15 protein-coding genes, 2 pseudogenes and 1 riboswitch are annotated in these 18,272 nt (G+C 61.9%); of the genes and pseudogenes, 9 read left to right on the top strand and 8 right to left on the bottom strand.

The window, feature by feature from the left end:
• Positions 1-26: 26 nt before the first annotated feature.
• The 3 genes and pseudogenes from PG897_RS13345 to PG897_RS13335 form a co-directional block, all read right to left on the bottom strand.
• Positions 27-1,135: pseudogene (locus PG897_RS13345) on the bottom strand (MJ1255/VC2487 family glycosyltransferase).
• Entirely contained in the window at positions 1,132-1,635 is a 504-nt protein-coding gene (locus PG897_RS13340) for a phosphatase PAP2 family protein (protein WP_010634973.1), read from the bottom strand. The pseudogene PG897_RS13345 and the gene PG897_RS13340 overlap by 4 nt, the downstream one beginning before the upstream one ends.
• A gap of 125 nt (positions 1,636-1,760) precedes the next feature.
• On the bottom strand, positions 1,761-2,384 hold the full coding sequence (locus PG897_RS13335) for a TetR/AcrR family transcriptional regulator (RefSeq protein ID WP_005304358.1): 624 nt from the start codon (positions 2,382-2,384) through the stop codon (positions 1,761-1,763).
• Positions 2,385-2,791: 407 nt separating this feature from the next.
• Here PG897_RS13335 and leuA point away from each other — a divergent pair, with 407 nt between their 5' ends.
• From leuA to PG897_RS13310, 5 genes are all read left to right on the top strand, one after another.
• The gene (leuA, locus tag PG897_RS13330; protein ID WP_201885119.1) at positions 2,792-4,366 is read left to right on the top strand and encodes a 2-isopropylmalate synthase; all 1,575 of its coding nucleotides are present in this window, start codon (positions 2,792-2,794) and stop codon (positions 4,364-4,366) included.
• 2 nt (positions 4,367-4,368) lie between these two features.
• Positions 4,369-5,454 carry a 3-isopropylmalate dehydrogenase gene (gene leuB, locus PG897_RS13325; protein WP_201885120.1) on the top strand — a complete coding sequence of 362 codons (1,086 nt, stop codon included), beginning with the start codon at positions 4,369-4,371 and terminating at the stop codon, positions 5,452-5,454.
• 32 nt (positions 5,455-5,486) lie between these two features.
• Positions 5,487-6,884 (top strand): 3-isopropylmalate dehydratase large subunit, encoded by a 1,398-nt coding sequence (gene leuC / locus PG897_RS13320; RefSeq protein WP_126882532.1) that lies wholly within the window; start codon positions 5,487-5,489, stop codon positions 6,882-6,884.
• Positions 6,885-6,983: 99 nt separating this feature from the next.
• Complete coding sequence (gene leuD, locus PG897_RS13315; protein ID WP_054544178.1) at positions 6,984-7,583, top strand: 3-isopropylmalate dehydratase small subunit; 600 nt, start codon at positions 6,984-6,986, stop codon at positions 7,581-7,583.
• Between the two features lie 116 nt (positions 7,584-7,699).
• Positions 7,700-8,629, top strand: a complete 930-nt coding sequence (locus PG897_RS13310; RefSeq protein WP_054544177.1) for a hypothetical protein — start codon at positions 7,700-7,702, stop codon at positions 8,627-8,629.
• 89 nt (positions 8,630-8,718) lie between these two features.
• Here the strand turns inward: PG897_RS13310 and PG897_RS13305 are convergent, their stop codons facing one another.
• On the bottom strand, positions 8,719-9,009 hold the full coding sequence (locus tag PG897_RS13305) for a PilZ domain-containing protein (protein ID WP_005304376.1): 291 nt from the start codon (positions 9,007-9,009) through the stop codon (positions 8,719-8,721).
• A gap of 91 nt (positions 9,010-9,100) precedes the next feature.
• Positions 9,101-9,191: riboswitch (TPP riboswitch) on the top strand.
• Between the two features lie 51 nt (positions 9,192-9,242).
• Here PG897_RS13305 and thiB point away from each other — a divergent pair.
• From thiB to PG897_RS13285, 4 genes and pseudogenes are all read left to right on the top strand, one after another.
• Positions 9,243-10,223 (top strand): thiamine ABC transporter substrate binding subunit, encoded by a 981-nt coding sequence (gene thiB, locus PG897_RS13300; protein WP_201885121.1) that lies wholly within the window; start codon positions 9,243-9,245, stop codon positions 10,221-10,223.
• Positions 10,220-11,842 (top strand): thiamine/thiamine pyrophosphate ABC transporter permease, encoded by a 1,623-nt coding sequence (gene thiP / locus PG897_RS13295; RefSeq protein ID WP_201889707.1) that lies wholly within the window; start codon positions 10,220-10,222, stop codon positions 11,840-11,842. The genes thiB and thiP overlap by 4 nt, the downstream gene beginning before the upstream one ends.
• Positions 11,843-11,914: 72 nt before the next feature.
• Positions 11,915-12,622 carry a thiamine ABC transporter ATP-binding protein gene (gene thiQ, locus PG897_RS13290; protein ID WP_201885122.1) on the top strand — a complete coding sequence of 236 codons (708 nt, stop codon included), beginning with the start codon at positions 11,915-11,917 and terminating at the stop codon, positions 12,620-12,622.
• Between the two features lie 37 nt (positions 12,623-12,659).
• Positions 12,660-12,802: pseudogene (locus tag PG897_RS13285) on the top strand (thiamine ABC transporter ATP-binding protein); the annotation flags it as partial.
• Between the two features lie 68 nt (positions 12,803-12,870).
• Here the strand turns inward: PG897_RS13285 and PG897_RS13280 are convergent.
• The 4 genes from PG897_RS13280 to PG897_RS13265 all read right to left on the bottom strand — a co-directional run bounded on the left by PG897_RS13280 (position 12,871) and on the right by PG897_RS13265 (position 17,932).
• Complete coding sequence (locus tag PG897_RS13280) at positions 12,871-14,241, bottom strand: PhoH family protein (protein WP_017763817.1); 1,371 nt, start codon at positions 14,239-14,241, stop codon at positions 12,871-12,873.
• A 186-nt stretch (positions 14,242-14,427) separates the two neighbouring features.
• Positions 14,428-15,111 (bottom strand): TSCPD domain-containing protein, encoded by a 684-nt coding sequence (locus tag PG897_RS13275; protein WP_043171973.1) that lies wholly within the window; start codon positions 15,109-15,111, stop codon positions 14,428-14,430.
• A gap of 10 nt (positions 15,112-15,121) precedes the next feature.
• Positions 15,122-17,269 carry an adenosylcobalamin-dependent ribonucleoside-diphosphate reductase gene (locus PG897_RS13270; RefSeq protein WP_201885124.1) on the bottom strand — a complete coding sequence of 716 codons (2,148 nt, stop codon included), beginning with the start codon at positions 17,267-17,269 and terminating at the stop codon, positions 15,122-15,124.
• Between the two features lie 213 nt (positions 17,270-17,482).
• Positions 17,483-17,932, bottom strand: a complete 450-nt coding sequence (locus tag PG897_RS13265; RefSeq protein WP_043171972.1) for a pullulanase — start codon at positions 17,930-17,932, stop codon at positions 17,483-17,485.
• Positions 17,933-18,272: the final 340 nt, after the last annotated feature.

The following is an 18,272-nucleotide window of genomic DNA, read 5'->3' as shown; positions in this document are numbered from 1 at the left end:
CTCTCCTTGGTGGGATCCCTCTCAGTCTAGTCAAAGGCGCTCACTTGCGATAACCAGCATCTACTGAGTGCACTCCCCTCCTCCAGCTCGCTCAGCCGATCGCACACCTCCTCCGGAAACAGGGTTCGGGCCCACAGCCGGCGGGAGAGATCCGCCACGCTCTCCTGGGCGCCGGTGGCGAGCCAGCCGGCCAGCTCCCCCGCCACATCGGGGTAGCAGATCTGGCCCGGGGCCGTCGCATCCAGCCAGGCACGTACTGCGTTGGCATCGAGCGCATCCATCAGCCGCGCCAGCCCCATCAGTTCCAGGGTCTTGCTGTTGGTCAGCTGCTCGAACTGGCCTCCCAGCGGCTTGACCAGCAGCTTTTTGCCAAGGGAGAGCGCCTCCGAGGCGAGCTCGAAACCACCGTTGGTGATGACCCCGCGACAGCCAGCCAGCACCTGCTTGAACGCCTCACGGGCCTGTGGCTCGAAGCGGATGTTGCGCCACTGGCTGGCACTGCGAATGGCCGGATGAAAGCAGACGAAGCGTTGCTGGTTGAAGCGCGACAACAGGGCCGCGATCGCCTCGGTCTGCTCGAACGGCAGATAGACCAGGATCTGTTGGTTGTCGGGCCCCTGGCTGATGGGATCTATGATGGGCGGCAACAGGGGCTGGCCAAAGTGAAACCAGTGCAGCCCGAGCGACTGGCGCACCGGCGCGAAGTGGCGCATCAGCTGGCGGTTGAAGCCGCTCTCCCCCCAGCGTGGAATGGGCCAGTCGAAGCTCGCCTGATGGCTGATGGTGAGGCTCGGCTTGCCCCAGCGGCGAGCGGCATGGGCGCTGATAGGCTCGAAATCGCTGATGACGAGGTCGTAGTCGCGACAATCGAGCGCTCGCATGTCGCGCCAGAAGCGCAGGGGCGAGAGCCCCTTGAGGGTGCGCCAGTTCGAGATGGCCCCTCATGGCTGACGAAGGTGATGCCGGGAAAGGTGCGGTAGTCGCCGAATTCGGCCATCTCGAAGTAGCCGTCCGCAGGACGGCCGCTGAACAGATAGTCCACCGCGAGACCACGGACCCGCAAGGCCCGCGCCAGGGTACGGCTGCGACTGATGTGGCCGTTGCCGGTCCCCTGCACACCGAACAGTATCTTCATCCCTGCCCCCACATGAGCGCCAGCAGGGCGCAGCCACCACCGAGCAGGGCGCCGGCTACCAGGTCGCTCAGATAGTGCACCCCCAGCAGCAGACGGGACGCCCCCACCAGCGCGGCCCAGACGAACAGCAGCGGCGCCCAGAGCGGGAAGCTGGCCGCCAGCACGGTTGCCATCAGGAAGGCGGCGGCGGTGTGGCCCGAGGGCAGGCTGTAGCGGTCGGAGGGGGTGATGAAGACCGGCAGCCCCACCGGGCGCTGGCGTTTGAGGGCATTCTTGAGCAGCAGGTAGAGCGGCAGCTCGAGAGCGAATGCGAGCAGTGCCAGCTTCACCAGTTCGCGTTCGGCTTCCCCCTGCCACCAGAGCAGGGCCGCCAGCACGGCGTAGAGCGGGCCGTCACCGGTACGGGAGATGAGCCGGCTGATCCTGGCCTGTGGCCGGTTGTAGGCGTGGAGCAGGCAGATGCGGCACACCTGCAGGTCCCATTGCTGGATCTTGTTCATAACCCCTCCTTCCCTAGCGTCTCAGAGCAGACTAGGGCGGCGGGGTGACACTTGGTTGACGTTCAAATAACAGATTTATGAAAAAAGGGCCGAATGGCCCTTTTTGCTACCAGCATGGCAAATGATCAGTTCAGGGTGCCGCGCAGGCCGTTTTCCATCAGGCGGCAGTTGTGATCCGCCAGGCGAGCCATGAAGTGCTCGTCCACGGTCAGGCCGAACACCTGCTCGTAGAGATCTTTCATCACGAAGGGCTGCCACATCATGCTGAGGAAGGAGATCTTCAGCATCTCGGGATCCAGGTTGTCACCCAGCTCGCCGTTGTTCTTCATGGACTCCAGCAAGGCATCGAACTGGGGCAGCTGGCGTTCCAGCAGGCGGTTCAGCACAAAATCCCGCCCCGGACTCTTCTCGGTCGATAATGCGCTGGAGATGGCGGAGGTCAGCTCGCTGTTGGGCGCCATCACCTGGTAGTAGGTATTGAGCAGATCGTTGAGGCTGCGGTTGCCGGTCTCGTCGTGCCAGGCCTGGTCGAGCGGCTCGGCCACATCCCCCAGCACCGCCTTGTAGAGGCCCTCTTTGCTGCCGAAGTAGTAGTGGATCATGGCCAGATTGGAGCCAGCCAGCTCGGCGATCTCGCGGGTCGTCACCTTGCTGTAGGGGGTGTTCAGAAAACGCTCGCGAGCGGCACAGAGCAACTTGTCACGAATGTCAGAACGTCCGACCGGACGACCAGGTCTACGTTTTTCCATTTAATACCTCGGATAATTCAGCAGAAACTGACAAGTCGATCTGATTGTACAGATGATCGAGTACAGCAGGAATGACCAGATAATCGGGCAAGGGCCGAATATGGGACAAGTAAATTTGCACTCCTTTACAATCCGATTAAATAAACCAGCGAAATGAACCGGGTGCGTACGGTTGACACAGCATAAAAATCTCGATATTGGTAAAAGCGTTATCGACTGCAAGGATTGATTCATCATGCGTATTGCCGCTCCGCTACTACTAATCTCCCTAATCGCGACCTCTCGCGCGGGATCCTTGTAGCCGGGCTCAGGCATAGCCGGAATTTACAAAAACCCGTGCACCCTGCACGGGTTTTTTTATGCCAACGCAGGATGCACGTCACCGAACTTAGGAAGAGGGAAGTCACATGTCAGATCGGGTCATCATATTCGACACCACCCTGCGCGATGGTGAGCAGGCCCTGGCGGCCAGCTTGACGGTCAAGGAGAAGCTGCAGATCGCCCAGGCACTGGAGCGGCTCGGTGTCGACGTCATGGAGGTGGGGTTCCCAGTCTCCTCCCCCGGCGACTTTCAATCGGTGCAGACCATTGCACGTCACATCAAGCAGAGCCGGGTCTGTGCCCTCGCCCGCGCCCTGCCCAAGGACATAGACGCCGCCGGCGAAGCCCTGCGGGTCGCCGACGCCTTTCGCATCCACACCTTTATCTCCACCTCCTCCATCCACGTCGAGAGCAAGCTCAAGAAGAGCTTCGAGGACGTGCTGGAGATGGGGGTCAGCGCCATCAAGCATGCCCGCCGCTACACCGACGATGTCGAGTTCTCCTGCGAGGATGCAGGCCGCACCCCGATAGACAACCTGTGCCGCATGGTGGAGGCCGCCATCAAGGCCGGCGCTCGTACCATCAATATTCCCGATACCGTCGGCTACACGGTGCCAACCGAGTTCTCCGGCATCATCCAGACCCTGTTCAACCGGGTACCCAACATCGATCAGGCCATCATCTCGGTGCACTGCCACGACGATCTGGGGCTCTCGGTGGCCAACTCCATCGGCGCCGTGCAGATGGGGGCTCGCCAGATCGAGTGCACCATCAACGGCATCGGCGAGCGGGCCGGCAACTGCTCGCTGGAAGAGGTGGCGATGATCCTCAAAACCCGCGCCGACCTGCTTGGGGTGCACACCAATATCCGTCACAACGAGATCCACCGCACCAGCACCCTGGTCAGCCAGCTCTGCAACATGCCGGTGCAGCCCAACAAGGCCATCGTCGGTGCCAACGCCTTCTCCCACAGCTCCGGCATCCACCAGGATGGCGTGCTCAAGGCGAAAAACACCTATGAAATCATCACCCCGGAGAGCATCGGTCTCACCCAGAACAACCTCAACATGACCTCCCGCTCCGGCCGCCACGTCATCAAGCACCGGATGGAGTCCATGGGCTACGCCGAGAGCAGTTACGACCTCGACGATCTCTACGCCAAGTTCCTCACTCTGGCCGACAAGAAGGGGCAGGTGTTCGATTACGATCTGGAGGCGCTCGCCTTCTTCAGCCAGATCCACGAAGAGCCGGAGCACTTCAAGCTGGAGTACCTCGGCGTGCAGAGCGGCAGCTCTGTGATGGCCACCGCCTCGGTGAAATTGAAGGTGGGCCAGGAGATCGTCAGCGAAGCCGCCACCGGCAACGGCCCGGTGGATGCGGTCTACCAATGCATCAACCGCATCACCGGCTACGAGATCAGCATCGACAAGTACGAACTCAAGGGCAAGGGGGAAGGCAAGAACGCCCTCGGCCAGGTCGACATAGTCGCACAGTACAAGGGCCGCAAATTCCATGGTATGGGCCTGGCCACCGACATCATAGAGTCTTCCGCCCAGGCGTTGATCCACGTGATCAACAGCATCTGGCGCGCCGATCAGGTGGCCGAACAGATGGAACGCAACGTTGCAAAAACAGACAAGATCAATACGGAGAGCGTGTGAGTATGAGCAGTTATCGGATCGCAGTATTGCCGGGTGACGGCATTGGCCAGGAAGTGATGGCCGAGGCCGTCAAGGTGCTGGAAAAGGTGCAGGCCAGATTCGGCTTCGCCCTCGACTACGAGCGCCATGACGTGGGAGGTATCGCCATCGACAACCACGGCACCCCGCTGCCCCAGAGCACCATTGCAGGCTGTGAAGCGGCCGACGCCGTGCTGTTCGGCTCGGTGGGCGGCCCCAAGTGGGAGCACCTGCCCCCCAACGATCAGCCGGAACGCGGCGCCCTGCTGCCTCTGCGCGCCCACTTCAAGCTGTTCTGCAACCTGCGTCCGGCCCGTATCTACACCGGCCTCGAGCAGTTCTCACCGCTGCGGGCCGACATCTCGGATCGCGGTTTTGACATCGCCTGCGTGCGCGAGCTGACCGGCGGCATCTACTTCGGTCAGCCCAAGGGGCGTGAAGGGGAAGGCCCCACCGAGAAGGCATTCGACACCGAGGTGTACCACCGCTTCGAGATCGAGCGCATCGCCAAGATAGCGTTCGAGTCGGCCCGGGTTCGCAAGGCCAAGGTCACCTCCATCGACAAGGCCAACGTGCTCGCCTCCTCCATCCTGTGGCGCGAGGTGGTGACGCAAGTCGCCAAGTCCTATCCGGACGTGGCGCTGAATCACATGTACATCGACAACGCCACCATGCAACTCATCAAGGATCCGTCCCAGTTCGACGTGCTGCTCTGCTCCAACCTGTTCGGCGACATCCTCTCCGACGAATGCGCCATGATCACCGGCTCCATGGGGCTGCTCCCCTCCGCCAGCCTGAACGAATCCGGTTTCGGCCTGTTCGAGCCAGCCGGCGGCTCGGCTCCGGACATCGCTGGCAAGGGGATCGCGAACCCCATCGCCCAGATCCTCTCCGCCGCCCTGATGCTGCGCTACAGCCTCGGCCAGGAAGCCGCCGCCCAGGCCATCGAGCAGGCCGTGGCCCAGACCCTGGCCGAAGGCTACTTCACCGCCGACCTGCATCAGGCGAGCGCCCGTCACCCGGTACAGAGCACGGCCGAGATGGGCAGCCAGATCGCCGCTCGCATCTGACCCCACGGCATCGATAACAAGGAAACCGAGCAATGGCCAAGACCCTCTATCAGAAAGTATTCGACGCCCACGTGGTGCGGGAAGTGGAAGGGGAAACCCCCCTCATCTACATCGACCGCCACCTGGTGCATGAAGTGACCAGCCCGCAGGCATTCGACAGCCTGCGCGCCATGAACCGCCAGCTGCGTCGCCCGGATCTGACCTGGGCCACCATGGATCACAACGTCTCCACCACCACCAAGGACATCGCCGCCTCCGGCGAGATGGCCCGCATCCAGATGGAGACGCTGGCCCATAACTGCAAGGAGTTCGGGGTTCGCCTCTATGACCTGAACCACAAGTACCAGGGTATCGTCCACGTGATGGGTCCCGAGCTTGGCATCACCCTGCCCGGCACTACCATCGTCTGCGGTGACTCCCACACCGCCACCCACGGCGCCTTCGGCTCGCTCGCATTCGGCATCGGCACCTCCGAGGTGGAGCACGTGATGGCCACCCAGACCCTGAAACAGGGCCGCGCCAAGACCATGCGCATTTCGGTCAACGGCAAACTGAGTGATGGCATCAGCGCGAAAGACGTGGTGCTCGCCATCATAGGCCGGGTCGGCCACGCTGGCGGTACCGGCTACGTGGTGGAGTTCGCTGGCGAGGCCATTGAAGGGCTCACCATGGAAGGGCGCATGACGGTGTGCAACATGGCCATCGAACTCGGTGCCAAGGCCGGCATGATCGCCCCCGACCAGACCACCATCGACTACATCCGCGGCAAGGAGTTCGCTCCCAAGGGCGAGGCGCTGGAGCAGGCCATCACCTACTGGCAAAGCCTCAAGAGCGATGCCGATGCCAGATTCGATGCCGAAGTGGTGCTGGACGCCGCCGACATCGCCCCTCAGGTGACCTGGGGCACCAACCCGGGTCAGGTGATCGCCGTCAATGAACCCATTCCGGCGCCGGAATCCTTCAGCGATCTGATGGAGCAGCAGTCCGCCCGCAAGGCCCTCGCCTACATGGATCTGCAACCGGGTCAGAAGCTCTCCGACGTCGCCATCGACAAGGTGTTTATCGGTTCCTGCACCAACAGCCGCATCGAGGATCTGCGCGCTGCCGCCGCCATCGCCCGCGGTCGCAAGGTCGCCGCTGGCGTGCAGGCGCTGGTGGTGCCGGGCTCCGAGCAGGTGAAGGCCCAGGCCGAAGCCGAGGGGCTCGACAAGATCTTCATCGAGGCTGGCTTTGAGTGGCGTCTGCCCGGCTGCTCCATGTGTCTGGCCATGAACAACGACCGGCTGCAACCGGGGGAGCGCTGCGCCTCCACCAGCAACCGCAACTTCGAGGGGCGTCAGGGCCGCGCCGGCCGTACCCACCTGGTGAGCCCAGCCATGGCCGCCGCCGCCGCCGTCACCGGCCGCTTCGCCGACATTCGCGCGCTGTAAGAGGGGTTGAGGATGAAAGTATTCAAACAACACGGACGGCCCTTCGCCGTCACCGACATCATCTTCGCCGACATTCGTGCACTGTAAGAGGGAACGTACATGACAGGTTTCAAACAGCATAAAGGGATAGTTGTCCCCCTCGACAGTGCCAACGTCGACACCGACGCCATCATTCCCAAGCAGTTTCTGCAGAAGGTCAATCGCATCGGTTTTGGCAAGCACCTGTTCCACGACTGGCGCTTCCTGGACGATGCGGGGGAGCAGCCCAACCCCGAGTTCGTGCTCAACCAACCGCAGTTCGCCGGCGCCAGCATCCTGCTGGCCCGCGAGAACTTCGGCTGCGGTTCGAGCCGCGAGCACGCCCCCTGGGCGCTGGCGGACTACGGCTTCAAGACCATCATTGCCCCGAGCTTTGCAGACATCTTCTACGGCAACGCCATCAACAACGGCATGGTGCCGGTACGGCTGAAGGAGGAGGAGGTCGACGCCCTGTTCCAGCTGGTTGCCGCCCAGCCGGGCATCGAGATCGAAGTGGATCTGGAAGCCAATCAGGTGCGGGCAGGTAGCCTCACGTTCGGCTTCGAGATCGATGAGTTCCGTCGCTACTGCCTGCTCAACGGGCTGGATGCCATCGGCCTGACCCTGCAGCACGAGACCGCCATCAGCGCCTTCGAGGCGAAACAGCCGAGCTGGATTTAATCAGCCAGTTGCAAAAAACGAGTAGAATCAACAGGGAGCCTTGGCTCCCTGTTTTATTGTCAGGCCTAGGTGCACGCCATGGCCCGCCACTTCTGCATACCCGACGAGACACCTGGATGAAGATGACACTCGCCCTCCCCCTGCTCTGCGGCCTCTGGCTGGCGCTGCCGGTCTGCGCCGGGCAGACCTATTTCAACAGCAGTAGCGGTCAGCTCAACGTCGGCTGGCAGGACAAGGACGGCAAGGTGCAGCAACTCACCTATCGGCTGGAGGCAGGCAAGCTGCCGCCGCTCATCGCCTATCGGTCGGCCCGCATGCAGGAGGACGTGCTGCAGAGCCTGCTGCAGCAGGGGGTGGCCGAGTTCCCCGCCGTGCAGTTCTCCCTCTCCCGCCCCGAGATGGAGCTCAGGCTCAAGGGCCGTCAGCCCGAACAGGTCGCCAAGGCCATGAGCTGGCTCACCCAGCAGCGCGACAAGCAGGAAGCAGCGTGGCTCAAGCTGCACTATTTTCAGCCGTTCACCGCCCCCGACGGTGCCGCCGCCATCAAGCAGGATCACGTGCGCATCGCACTGGAGAGCCGCAGCGAACTGGCGCCGCTGGCCGAACAGCTCAAGCAGCAGGGCAGCACGGAAACCGAGGCGCGCCAGAAGACCACGGCCCAGATGCTCGACTTCATTCAGGCCATCCCCTATCAACTGCTCGACAGCCAGTCGGGCCGCCAGGGCAAGGGCTTTCTCAGCCCGCGACAGGTACTGGAGCAAAATCAGGGCGACTGCGACAGCAAGGTGACCCTGATGGCCGCCATGCTGGCCCAGCTCTTTCCCGAATTGAAACAGGCCATGGTGTTCGTACCGGGTCACGCCCTGCTGGGAGTAGCGCTGCCGGCCAAGCCGGGCGAGGCTACCTTGAGCTGGGAAGGGGAAACCTACCTGCTGATGGAGCCCACCGGCCCGGCCCAGCTGGCGATGGGTCAGCTGGCCCCGCCCAGCAAGACCTTCATCGACAGCAAGCAGCTCAGCGTGCAGCCGGTTCGCGCCGACAAATAGGTGGTGGACGTCATGAAAGCGAGGGGGGACAGGCCAAAATGAAAGCGACCAGCGTAGGGCTGGTCGATGGAGGCAAGGAGGTGGATGGCTCAGGCGAGGGACTGGAACTCGATGGCCAGCAAGAGCCCGTCCTCCTCCTCCAGTACCCTGATGATGCGGGCCTGCGCCTCGAAGGGGGGCAACAGGTTGTTGTTGGTGGCCAGGCTCACCCGGATGGGCTGGGTTGTATCGAGCTGGTGCTCCGGCACCGAGATGCCCATGCCGTTGGCGCTGAGATCCCGGCAGACCCCCTCCAGCACCTGCTGCTGCTGGAAGATGGTGACGGGAGCATTGATTATCATGCGCTGGAAGGCGCGTCTTTCCTTGGTGCTGGTGATCACGCAAACATCCTCTGTTGAGCTGATCCGTCTCGCTGGCCCGCAGAAACAATTGTGCTGGCCTCCCCCCAAGAACGTTAATACAATGCGGTGCGTTTCTCAAACGGGGTGCGGTCTACCGCTGAGATTATACCCGTGAACCTGATCCAGATAATGCTGGCGGAGGAATTTGAGGCATGGCGCTCGTTTTTGCGCCCTCATCCGCTGGCACCTCATTGCTAAAGGGAGTGCCACCCATGAAAACCCTGCTGCTGGTCGCCACCAGCCTGCTCTCCGCTCAGGCCTTCGCGGCGGATACCCTCACCGTCTACACCTACAGCTCCTTTACCGCCGAGTGGGGCCCGGGTCCCAAGATCAAACAGGCCTTCGAGAAGGAGTGCGGCTGCACCCTCAATCTGGTACCGCTCGAAGATGGCGTGGCCATCCTCAACCGGTTGCGACTGGAGGGCAAACACAGCAAGGCCGATCTGGTGCTGGGGCTGGACGATGCCCTCGTCAGTGAAGCCAAGCAGAGCGGTCTGTTCGCCCCTCACGCCACCAAGCTGGATGGTCTCAAGGTGCCCGGCGGCTGGCAGGATGACACCTTCGTCCCCTACGACTACGGCTACTTCGCCTTCGTCTACGACAAGGAGAAGCTCAAGCAGCCCCCCAAGAGCCTGAAGGAGCTGGTGGCGCGACCCGACCTCAAGATCATCTATCAGGATCCCCGCACCTCCACCCCGGGCCAGGGGCTGATGCTGTGGATGAAGTCGGTCTACGGTGACCAGGCCCCCACCGCCTGGGAGCAACTGGCCAAAAAGACGGTCACCGTCACCAAGGGGTGGTCAGAGGCCTACGGCATGTTCCTCGATGGCGAGGCGGACATGGTGCTCTCCTACACCAGCTCACCCGCCTATCACCTGATTGCCGAGCACAAGTCCCAGTATCAGGCCGCGGCGTTTGAAGAGGGGCACTACCGTCAGGTGGAAGTGGCCGCCAAGCTCAAAAATGCCAAGCAGGGCAAGCTGGCGGATCAGTTCCTGCAGTTCATGATAAGCCCCGCCTTCCAGAACGAGATGGCGACTGGCAACTGGATGTATCCGGTGATCGACACACCGCTACCCAAGGGCTTCGAGCAGATGATCACCGTAGCTAAGCCGCTCGCCTTCAGCTCTGACGAGGTGGCCGCCAATCGCAAGGGCTGGATCCGCGAGTGGCTGCAAGCCGTTACCCAGTGAGCCGTCTCTTCGTGAAACCTGGGACGCGTCAGCTCTGGTGGCTGCCGGGCAGTGCCGCCACAGCCCTGATCCTGCTGTTGTCGCTGGGGCCGCTGGCGGCCCTGTTGTGGCAGGCAGGGGGGCTAGCCCCTCGCACCCTGCTGGCCGATCCCTACCTGCGCCACGTGCTGGGCTTCAGCCTCTGGCAGGCGCTGCTCTCCACCCTGCTGAGCCTGGGACTGGCCATTCCGGTGGCCCGCGCCCTGGCGCGGCGCCGCTTTCCGGGGCGCACCCTGCTCATCAAGCTGTTCGGCCTCTCGCTGGTACTGCCGGTCATCATCGCCGTCTTCGGCATCGTCGCGGTGCATGGCAAGCAGGGCTGGTTGCCGCAACTGCTGCACGGGTTCGGGCTCGCTCCCGGCAACTACCTCTACGGCCTGTTCGGCATCCTGCTGGCCCACGTCTTCTTCAACATGCCGCTGGCCGCGCGTCTCTTGCTGCAGAGCCTGGAGAGCATCCCCGAACCCTCCTGGCGCCTCGCCAGCCAGCTCGGCATGCGCTCCTCCCATATCTTCCGGCTGCTGGAGTGGCCGCTGATCCGGGCCCAGTTGCCAGGGCTGGCCAGCCTCATCTTCATGCTCTGCTTCACCAGCTTCGCCACCGTGCTGGCGCTGGGGGGTGGCCCCAAGTCCACCACCCTGGAGGTGGCCGTCTATCAGGCGCTGCGCTTTGACTTCGATCTCGCCACCGCCGGCGGACTGGCGCTGGTCCAGCTCATCCTGACCGCCGCCCTGCTGATGCTGCAGCACAAGCTGCAGAGCAGCCCGGCCAGCCGGATCACCGCTCATCGCCCCTGTCTGCGACCGGACCGTCATCAGCCGGGCAGCGGCCTGGTGGATGCCCTCGCCCTTGCCATCGGGCTGGCGGTATTCCTGCCCCCCTTGCTGGCCATCGTGGTGGCCGGCCTCAATCCCGGCCTGCCAGATGCCCTGACCTCAGGCAAGTTGTGGCTGGCCAGCGGCCAGTCGCTGCTGATTGCGCTGGCGGCGGGCAGCCTGGCCACCCTGCTCGGCAGCGCCCTGCTGCTCACCAGCCGCCATCTGCGGGTTCGGGAGCACAAGCGGCGGGCCGCCGCCCTGTGGGAGACCAGTGGCTCGGTGATCCTGATGATCCCGGCGGTGGTGCTCTCCACCGGCCTGTTCATCCTGTGCATGCCGTTTGCCGATGTCTTTGCTCTCGGCCCCTGGCTGGTGGTGCTGGTCAACGCCCTGATGGCGCTGCCCTATGTGCTGCGTACCCTCTCCGCCCCCATGCAGCTGGTAGTGCGCCAGTACGACCGGCTGGCCGACAGCCTGGGGGTACACGGCCTGCATCGCCTGCGACTGGTGGAGTGGCCCCTGCTGCGCCGTCCGCTGGGCCAGGCGGCGGCGCTGGCCATGATCTTGTCGCTCGGGGATCTCGGCGCCATCGCCATGTTCGGCAGCCAGGAGCTCACCACCCTGCCCTGGCTGCTCTATCAGCAGCTCGGCAGCTACCGGCTGACCGAGGCGGCCGCCACCGCCCTGCTGCTGCTCACCCTCTGCTTCTCCCTGTTCTGGCTGGTAGAGCGGGGGCTTGGAGGAAAGCATGCCGACCATTGAGAGACAAAAGACCCGGCGCTACCGTCTCGGCGGCTGTGCTGGCCGCTCAAACGCCCCCCTTGAGAGGAAAACATGCTGAACATTGATGAGCTGGTGACCAGCTACCCGGACTGGCGCGTCAGCTTCAGCGCCACCCTGCCCAAGGGGGAGATCACCGCGCTGATCGGTCCGAGCGGGGCAGGCAAGTCGACCCTGCTCGGCATGATCGCCGGTTTCGTACCGGTAGAATCCGGCACCCTCACCTTCGACGATCAGGATCTGCTGCCGCTGGGCCCAGCCGCACGGCCCGTGACTACCCTGTTTCAGGATCACAACCTGTTCCTGCACCTGTCGGTATTCGACAATATCGCCATCGGCTTACACCCCGGCCTGCGCCTGAACGCCGCCCAGCGGGCTCAGGTGAAGGATGCCGCGAACCGGGTCGGCCTCGGCGAGATGCTCACGCGCCTGCCGGAGCAGCTCTCCGGTGGCCAGCAGCAACGGGTCGGGCTAGCCCGCGCCCTGGTACGCGGCAAGCCGCTGCTGCTGCTGGATGAGCCCTTCTCGGCGCTCGATCCGGCCCTGCGCCGGGAGATGCTGGCAGAGGTGGCCAGGCTCGCCTGCGAGCAAGGCATTACCGTGCTGATGGTCTCTCACAACCCGGAAGATGCTCAGCTCATCGCCGATCAGGTGTTGTTCGTGGACGAGGGGCGCATCGCCCTGCAAGGCAAACCCGACATACTGCAAAACAGCGACCACCCTGGCCTGCTGCGCTACCTTGGCCGCGCTCTAGCGCCATAGTGAATGGCTAACAAGCTGATGGTCTCCCACTATCAGGCCGGAGGATGCCCTGCTGATTTCGCCGATCAGGTGTTGTTCATCGACGAGGGGCGCATCGCCCTGCAAGGCAAACCCGACATACTGCAAAACAGCGATCACCCCGGGCTGCTGCGCTACCTTGGCCGCACAAAGGAGCAGTGACCGGCAACGGGATCAAAAAAGGGGAAGCCGGTCGGCTTCCCCTTTTCATATGAGGATGGATAGTCAGATCAGAGGTTTTCCTCGGCGAAGGAGGCGAGCTTGCTGCGCACCACCCCGTTCAGGAAAATGTTGGCACTGCCATCGAAGTCTTTGAAACGCTCGACTATGTAGGTCAGACCCGAGGTCACCGGGCTCAGGTAGTTGGAGTCGATCTGGGCCAGGTTGCCAGAACAGACAATCTTGGTGCCCTCGCCGCAGCGAGTGATGATGGTCTTGATCTGGGACGCGGTCAGGTTCTGGCACTCATCCAGCAGCACGAAGGTGTTCTGGATGCTGCGCCCGCGCATGAAGTTGACCGATTTGAACTGGATGTTGGCCTTCTCCATGATGTAGCTCAGCGACCCGCTCATGTTCTCGTCCTGCTTGTGCAGCACCTCCAGAGTGTCGGTGACCGCAGCCAGCCAGGGCATCATCTTCTCTTCTTCGGTGCCGGGCAGGAAGCCGATGCTCTCGGCAATTTCCGGAGTATTACGGGTTACGATCACCTTCTCGTAGATCCCCTTCTCGATCACCAGCTCCAGGGCGGCGGCCATGGCCAGCAGGGTCTTGCCGCAGCCCGCCGGGCCGGTCAGGATCACCAGATCGATGTGTGGATCGAGCAGCGCATCGAGCGCCATGCCCTGATAGACGTTCTTCGGATGCACCCCCCACGCCTTGCGGGACATCAGTCGCTCGCGCCCCAGATCCTTGATGCGGATCTTCTGGTTGTCGTGGCTGAGTACCCGGGCGGCGAAGAAGTTCTCTTCATCGATCAGGTACTGGTTGACGTGAACCCCCTCCAGCAGCTTGGCATCGATGACGTGGACGGTATCGCGGCCATGGGTCTCGCTGTCACACTCGCCGACCCGCTCCCAGAAGCTGCCTGGCACCGTCTGGAAGCCCTTGGCGAGCAGCCGGATGTCATCGATCAGCTGGTCGCTGCGATAATCCTCGACGTGGGCAAGCCCGGCCCCCTTGGCCTTGAGCCGCATGTTGATGTCTTTGGTGACCAGCACCACCTGCCGCTTCAGCTCATGCTTTTGCAGGTAGAGGGCCGCGTTGATGATGCGGTTGTCGGCCTCCTTGTCGGTGAACACTTCGGCATCCTGGGGCAGATGGTGGTCACTGAAGATGGAGATGTGGCCGCTCGCCTCGCCGGCCAGCGCCACCCCCTGCACTATCTGCTCGGGAGTCGCGTCGCGGAACACGTCCTCCAGCGCCCGGATGGCGATGCGCGCATCACGGCTGACATCCTTGTGGCGATCCTTGATGTTGTCTAGCTCTTCCAGCACCGTCATGGGGATGAGCACGTCGTGCTCTTTGAAGGAGTAGATGGCGAGAGGTTCGTGAAGCAGAACGTTGGTATCCAGGATAAACAGCTTTCGGTCCGTATTGTCCATAAGCATCCTCCTTGGCACTGAAGGTGCCACGTGTGTGAATCTCAGATGTCATTGAAACCACACGGCCGTGACAGTTTTATTACCTCCAACGCTACGCCCGATTTTACCATCACGCAACAAATCACTTGGGCACCCCGCGTGTTTGCGCAGAAAAACAACAGCTGGCCTTTACTGGCCCTCAAGGGTTCAACCGCACTTGGAGTCGCCGCAGTTGAGGCAGGTCATGCAGCCATCTTTCTGCACCAGCGCCTTGCTGTGGCACTTGTAGCAGAGCGCCGCACCGGGGGGAAAACCACTCCCGGCCTGCTGCTCGTCGGTTTCTTGCGCGGTTTGGATCTCCGCCTGCTTGCCGGCCAGAAACGCCTGCTGGTGCTCATCCAGCCCGGCCACCTTGAGTATGCCGATCTCGGTGAGGTGGGTCTCGATCACGTTGCCAATTTCGGCGATAAGGGACGGTACGTACTTGCCCTTGTTCCAGTAGCCGCCCTTGGGATCGAACACGGAGCGCAGCTCCTCCACCAGAAAGGTGACATCACCCCCCTTGCGAAACACCGCCGAGATGATGCGGGTCAGCGCCACTATCCACTGGTAGTGTTCCAGGCTCTTGGAGTTGATGAAGATCTCGAATGGCCGGCGGGTCTCGTGCACCGTCCCCTCATTGAGCACTATGTCGTTGATGGTGATGAACAGGGAATGCTCGGAGACATGCTCCGGTGTCTTCAGTTTGTAGGTGGTGCCCATCAGCCGCTCCGGCCGCAGCACGGTCTCGTGCATCTGTACCACGGCATCCTGCTGGGCCGGCTCTGCTTGCGGCTCATCCCGGGTTTTCACCTGGTAGGCGACGATTTTCCCATCGATCTTCTTGACCATGAACTCGTCCTCAAAATTTGCCGTAATAGCCTTCTTTCAAGGCGTCGTAGAGGTTGGCGGCGGTATGCAGCTCGCCATCGTATTCGATCTCCTCATTCCCTTTCGCCGTGATGACGGAGCCATCCTCCAGAGTGAACTCGTACAGAGTTTTCTCCAGATCCTGCTCCTTCACCAGCACGCCTTGGAAGGCTGCCGGATTGAATCGGAAAGTGGTGCAGCCCTTGAGTCCCGAATCCGAGGCGTAGAGGTAGATGTCCTTGAACTGTTCGAACGGAAAGTCGGTCGGCACGTTGGCGGTCTTGGAGATGGAGGAGTCTATCCAGCGCTGGGCCGCCGCCTGAATGTCCACATGCTGCGCCGGCGTGATGTCGTCGGCGGTGATGAAGTAGTCCGGCAACCGGGTCGCCTCATCCTCGGCATAGGGCATGGCCGCCGGATTCACCAGCTCGCGGTAGGCAAGCAACTCGTAGGAGTAGACATCCACGCTCTCTTTGCTCTTCTTGCCCGGCTTGATGACGTTGCGGCTGTAGTGGTGGGCAAAGCTCGGTTCGATACCGTTGCTGGCGTTGTTGGCGAGCGACAGCGAGATAGTGCCAGTCGGCGCTATGCTGCTGTGGTGGGTGAAACGCCCCCCCACTTCGGCCAGCTCGGCAACCAGGGCGGGATCCACCTCGGCCACCTGCTGCATGTAGCGGCTGTAGCGCGCGTGCAGCACCTTGCCCTTTACCTTGTCGCCCGGCTTGATGCCATCCGCCGCCATCTCGGGGCGCAGTCGCAGCAGCTTGCCGGTCACTTCGAACTCCTGCTCCATGATGGGTGCCGGGCCCTTCTCCTTCGCCAAGGCCAGGGACTCGCGCCAGCCGGTCATGGCCAGCTCCTGGGATACCTGTTCGGTAAAAGCGACTGCGGCAGCAGAGCCATATTTTATCCGCAGCATGGTGAGGGCCGAGCCGAGGCCAAGGAAGCCCATGCCATGCCGGCGTTTGCTGATGATCTCCTCGCGCTGCTTGGCCAGCGGCAGTTGGTTGATCGCCACCACGTTGTCCAGCATGCGGGTGAAAATGGCCACCACTTTGCGAAAGGCGGGCCAGTCAAAGGCGGCCTGTTCGGTGAAAGGGTCGCGCACGAAGCGGGTCAGGTTGACGGATCCCAACAGGCAGGCCCCATAGGGAGGCAGCGGTTGCTCGCCACAGGGGTTGGTGGCCCGGATCTCCTCGCAGAACCAGTTGTTGTTCATCTGGTTGACCTTGTCGATCAGGATAAAACCGGGCTCCGCGTAGTCGTAGGTGGAAGTCATGATGACGTTCCACAGCCTGCGGGCCGGCAGGGTCTTGTAGACCTTGCAGGCGACCTGCCCCAAGGCGTTGACGACAACCCCCTCCTTGTTGGGCCAGTCGGCCCAGACCACCTGGGCGGGATCATCCAGCGCAATGCCATCCTGCCCCACCTCCCTGGCGGTGTAGGGGAAAATAAGCTGCCAGGAGGCATCCTCTTTCACCGCCTTGACGAACTCTTCGGTGATGAGCAGGGAGAGGTTGAACTGGCGCAGGCGGCCATCCTCCCGCTTGGCCTGAATAAACTCGATCACATCGGGGTGACGGATATCCATGGTGCCCATCTGGGCGCCACGACGCCCTCCCGCCGACGAGATGGTGAAACACATCTTGTCGTAGATATCCATGAAGGAGAGCGGGCCAGAAGTATGGGCCCCGGCGCCGGAGACGAAGGCCCCGCGCGGGCGCAGGGTCGAGAAGTCATAGCCGATGCCGCAACCGGCCTTCAGGGTCAGCCCCGCCTCGTGCACTTTGCCGAGGATATCGTCCATCGAATCCTCGATGGTGCCGGACACGGTGCAGTTGATGGTGGAGGTAGCAGGCTTGTGCTCGAATGCGCCGGCATTGGAAATGATGCGACCAGCAGGAATGGCACCGTTGCGCAGGGCCCACAGGAAGGGCTCATACCAGGCATCAGAGTCATGCTCCTGCGCGGCGAGAGCACGGGCAACCCGCTGGTAAGTGTCATCGATGGCACCATCGATGGGAGTGCCGTCCTTGCTCTTGAGCCGGTACTTGCTGTCCCAGATCTCGAGGGAAGTCTCCTGCAGAGGAATATGACGAGAGCCGCTCTCACTCTCTCGCACCGGATGTGATTTAGCCATGTTCAATCAACCTCCTGGATATGCCGCGACCTCATGACAGTAACAGCCATTACTACATATAGCTAACGCGGAAGACAAAATCACAATATATAGTAATCATTTGCGCTTTCTGGTCATGCCTGCCACAAGCAAATGCCCCGGCCAGCAGGGTACTGGTCCGGGGCATTACATCGCGTCATTTAATTGCCCGGGAAGCTCGCTTCCCGTCGCAGATCAGGGCTTCTTGACGTATACGGTCGGGGTGTCACCAGCCATATTCAGATAGAACTCATAGACACCATCCGCATCCGGTGAGAACTTCATGTCCTCATACTTGGAGCAGGGATTGACCGGTACGGCTTCGCCACCCAGCACGGCAACACCATCGCTTGGGCTCTTGTAGCCAAAGTTGGTGCCACAGCTCCAGCCGGAGTCGGCAAACTTGAACTTGTAAGGAGCCCACTCTTTCTTGAGCGCTCCCTTGGCCATATAGAGCTTGTCGGCCACCTTGACCACCTTGCTCGCATCGGTTGCCATCCAGTCGTTCATTTCCCCGCGCAGGTAGATGGACTTGCCACCGAAATCGCTGTTATCCGCCGCCTGCTCTGCACCGCCATTGGATGCGCAACCGCCTAATACCAGGGTTCCCGCCGCCAGCATCATCGTTACTGTTCTTTTGAACATGTGTCCATTCCTCAGATTATTGTGATTCCTTGGCCCATCGAACGTGGGCTGACGAATTAAAGCAGAGCGGGCATCGCAAGAAAGGTAGAGGCATCACATTCCGTGCTTTTTCTGCTCAACAATTGAATTGATGGACAAATATCAGCCCCGTAATGGGCAAATCGCACAAGAAGCAATGTGAGTAAGGTGGTTGCAGATCGAACAGCTGAACTGCACTTAGGGGAGAAAAAGCTGAATGTCAGGCAATAAAAAAGCCCGCTCAAATGAGCGGGCTTCTTCAATTGGGTGCCTGGCAGTGTCCTACTCTCGCATGGCGAATGCCACACTACCATCGGCGCTA

This window comes from Aeromonas sp. QDB20 (assembly GCF_027707805.1).
In the GTDB taxonomy this organism is placed as follows: Bacteria; Pseudomonadota; Gammaproteobacteria; order Enterobacterales; family Aeromonadaceae; genus Aeromonas; species Aeromonas dhakensis.
Note: the sequence above shows the minus strand (reverse complement) of the source record. Positions and strands in the feature narration are given on the sequence as shown.

Coding starts and splice junctions, on each gene's coding strand:
- leuD (WP_054544178.1), top strand. CDS start 6,984: ATGACAGGTTTCAAACAGCATAAAGGGATAGTTGTCCCCCTCGACAGT.
- PG897_RS13310 (WP_054544177.1), top strand. CDS start 7,700: ATGAAGATGACACTCGCCCTCCCCCTGCTCTGCGGCCTCTGGCTGGCG.
- thiB (WP_201885121.1), top strand. CDS start 9,243: ATGAAAACCCTGCTGCTGGTCGCCACCAGCCTGCTCTCCGCTCAGGCC.
- PG897_RS13275 (WP_043171973.1), bottom strand. CDS start 15,111: ATGGTCAAGAAGATCGATGGGAAAATCGTCGCCTACCAGGTGAAAACC.
- leuC (WP_126882532.1), top strand. CDS start 5,487: ATGGCCAAGACCCTCTATCAGAAAGTATTCGACGCCCACGTGGTGCGG.
- PG897_RS13335 (WP_005304358.1), bottom strand. CDS start 2,384: ATGGAAAAACGTAGACCTGGTCGTCCGGTCGGACGTTCTGACATTCGT.
- PG897_RS13265 (WP_043171972.1), bottom strand. CDS start 17,932: ATGTTCAAAAGAACAGTAACGATGATGCTGGCGGCGGGAACCCTGGTA.
- PG897_RS13270 (WP_201885124.1), bottom strand. CDS start 17,269: ATGGCTAAATCACATCCGGTGCGAGAGAGTGAGAGCGGCTCTCGTCAT.
- PG897_RS13340 (WP_010634973.1), bottom strand. CDS start 1,635: ATGAACAAGATCCAGCAATGGGACCTGCAGGTGTGCCGCATCTGCCTG.
- leuB (WP_201885120.1), top strand. CDS start 4,369: ATGAGCAGTTATCGGATCGCAGTATTGCCGGGTGACGGCATTGGCCAG.
- thiQ (WP_201885122.1), top strand. CDS start 11,915: ATGCTGAACATTGATGAGCTGGTGACCAGCTACCCGGACTGGCGCGTC.
- PG897_RS13280 (WP_017763817.1), bottom strand. CDS start 14,241: ATGGACAATACGGACCGAAAGCTGTTTATCCTGGATACCAACGTTCTG.
- leuA (WP_201885119.1), top strand. CDS start 2,792: ATGTCAGATCGGGTCATCATATTCGACACCACCCTGCGCGATGGTGAG.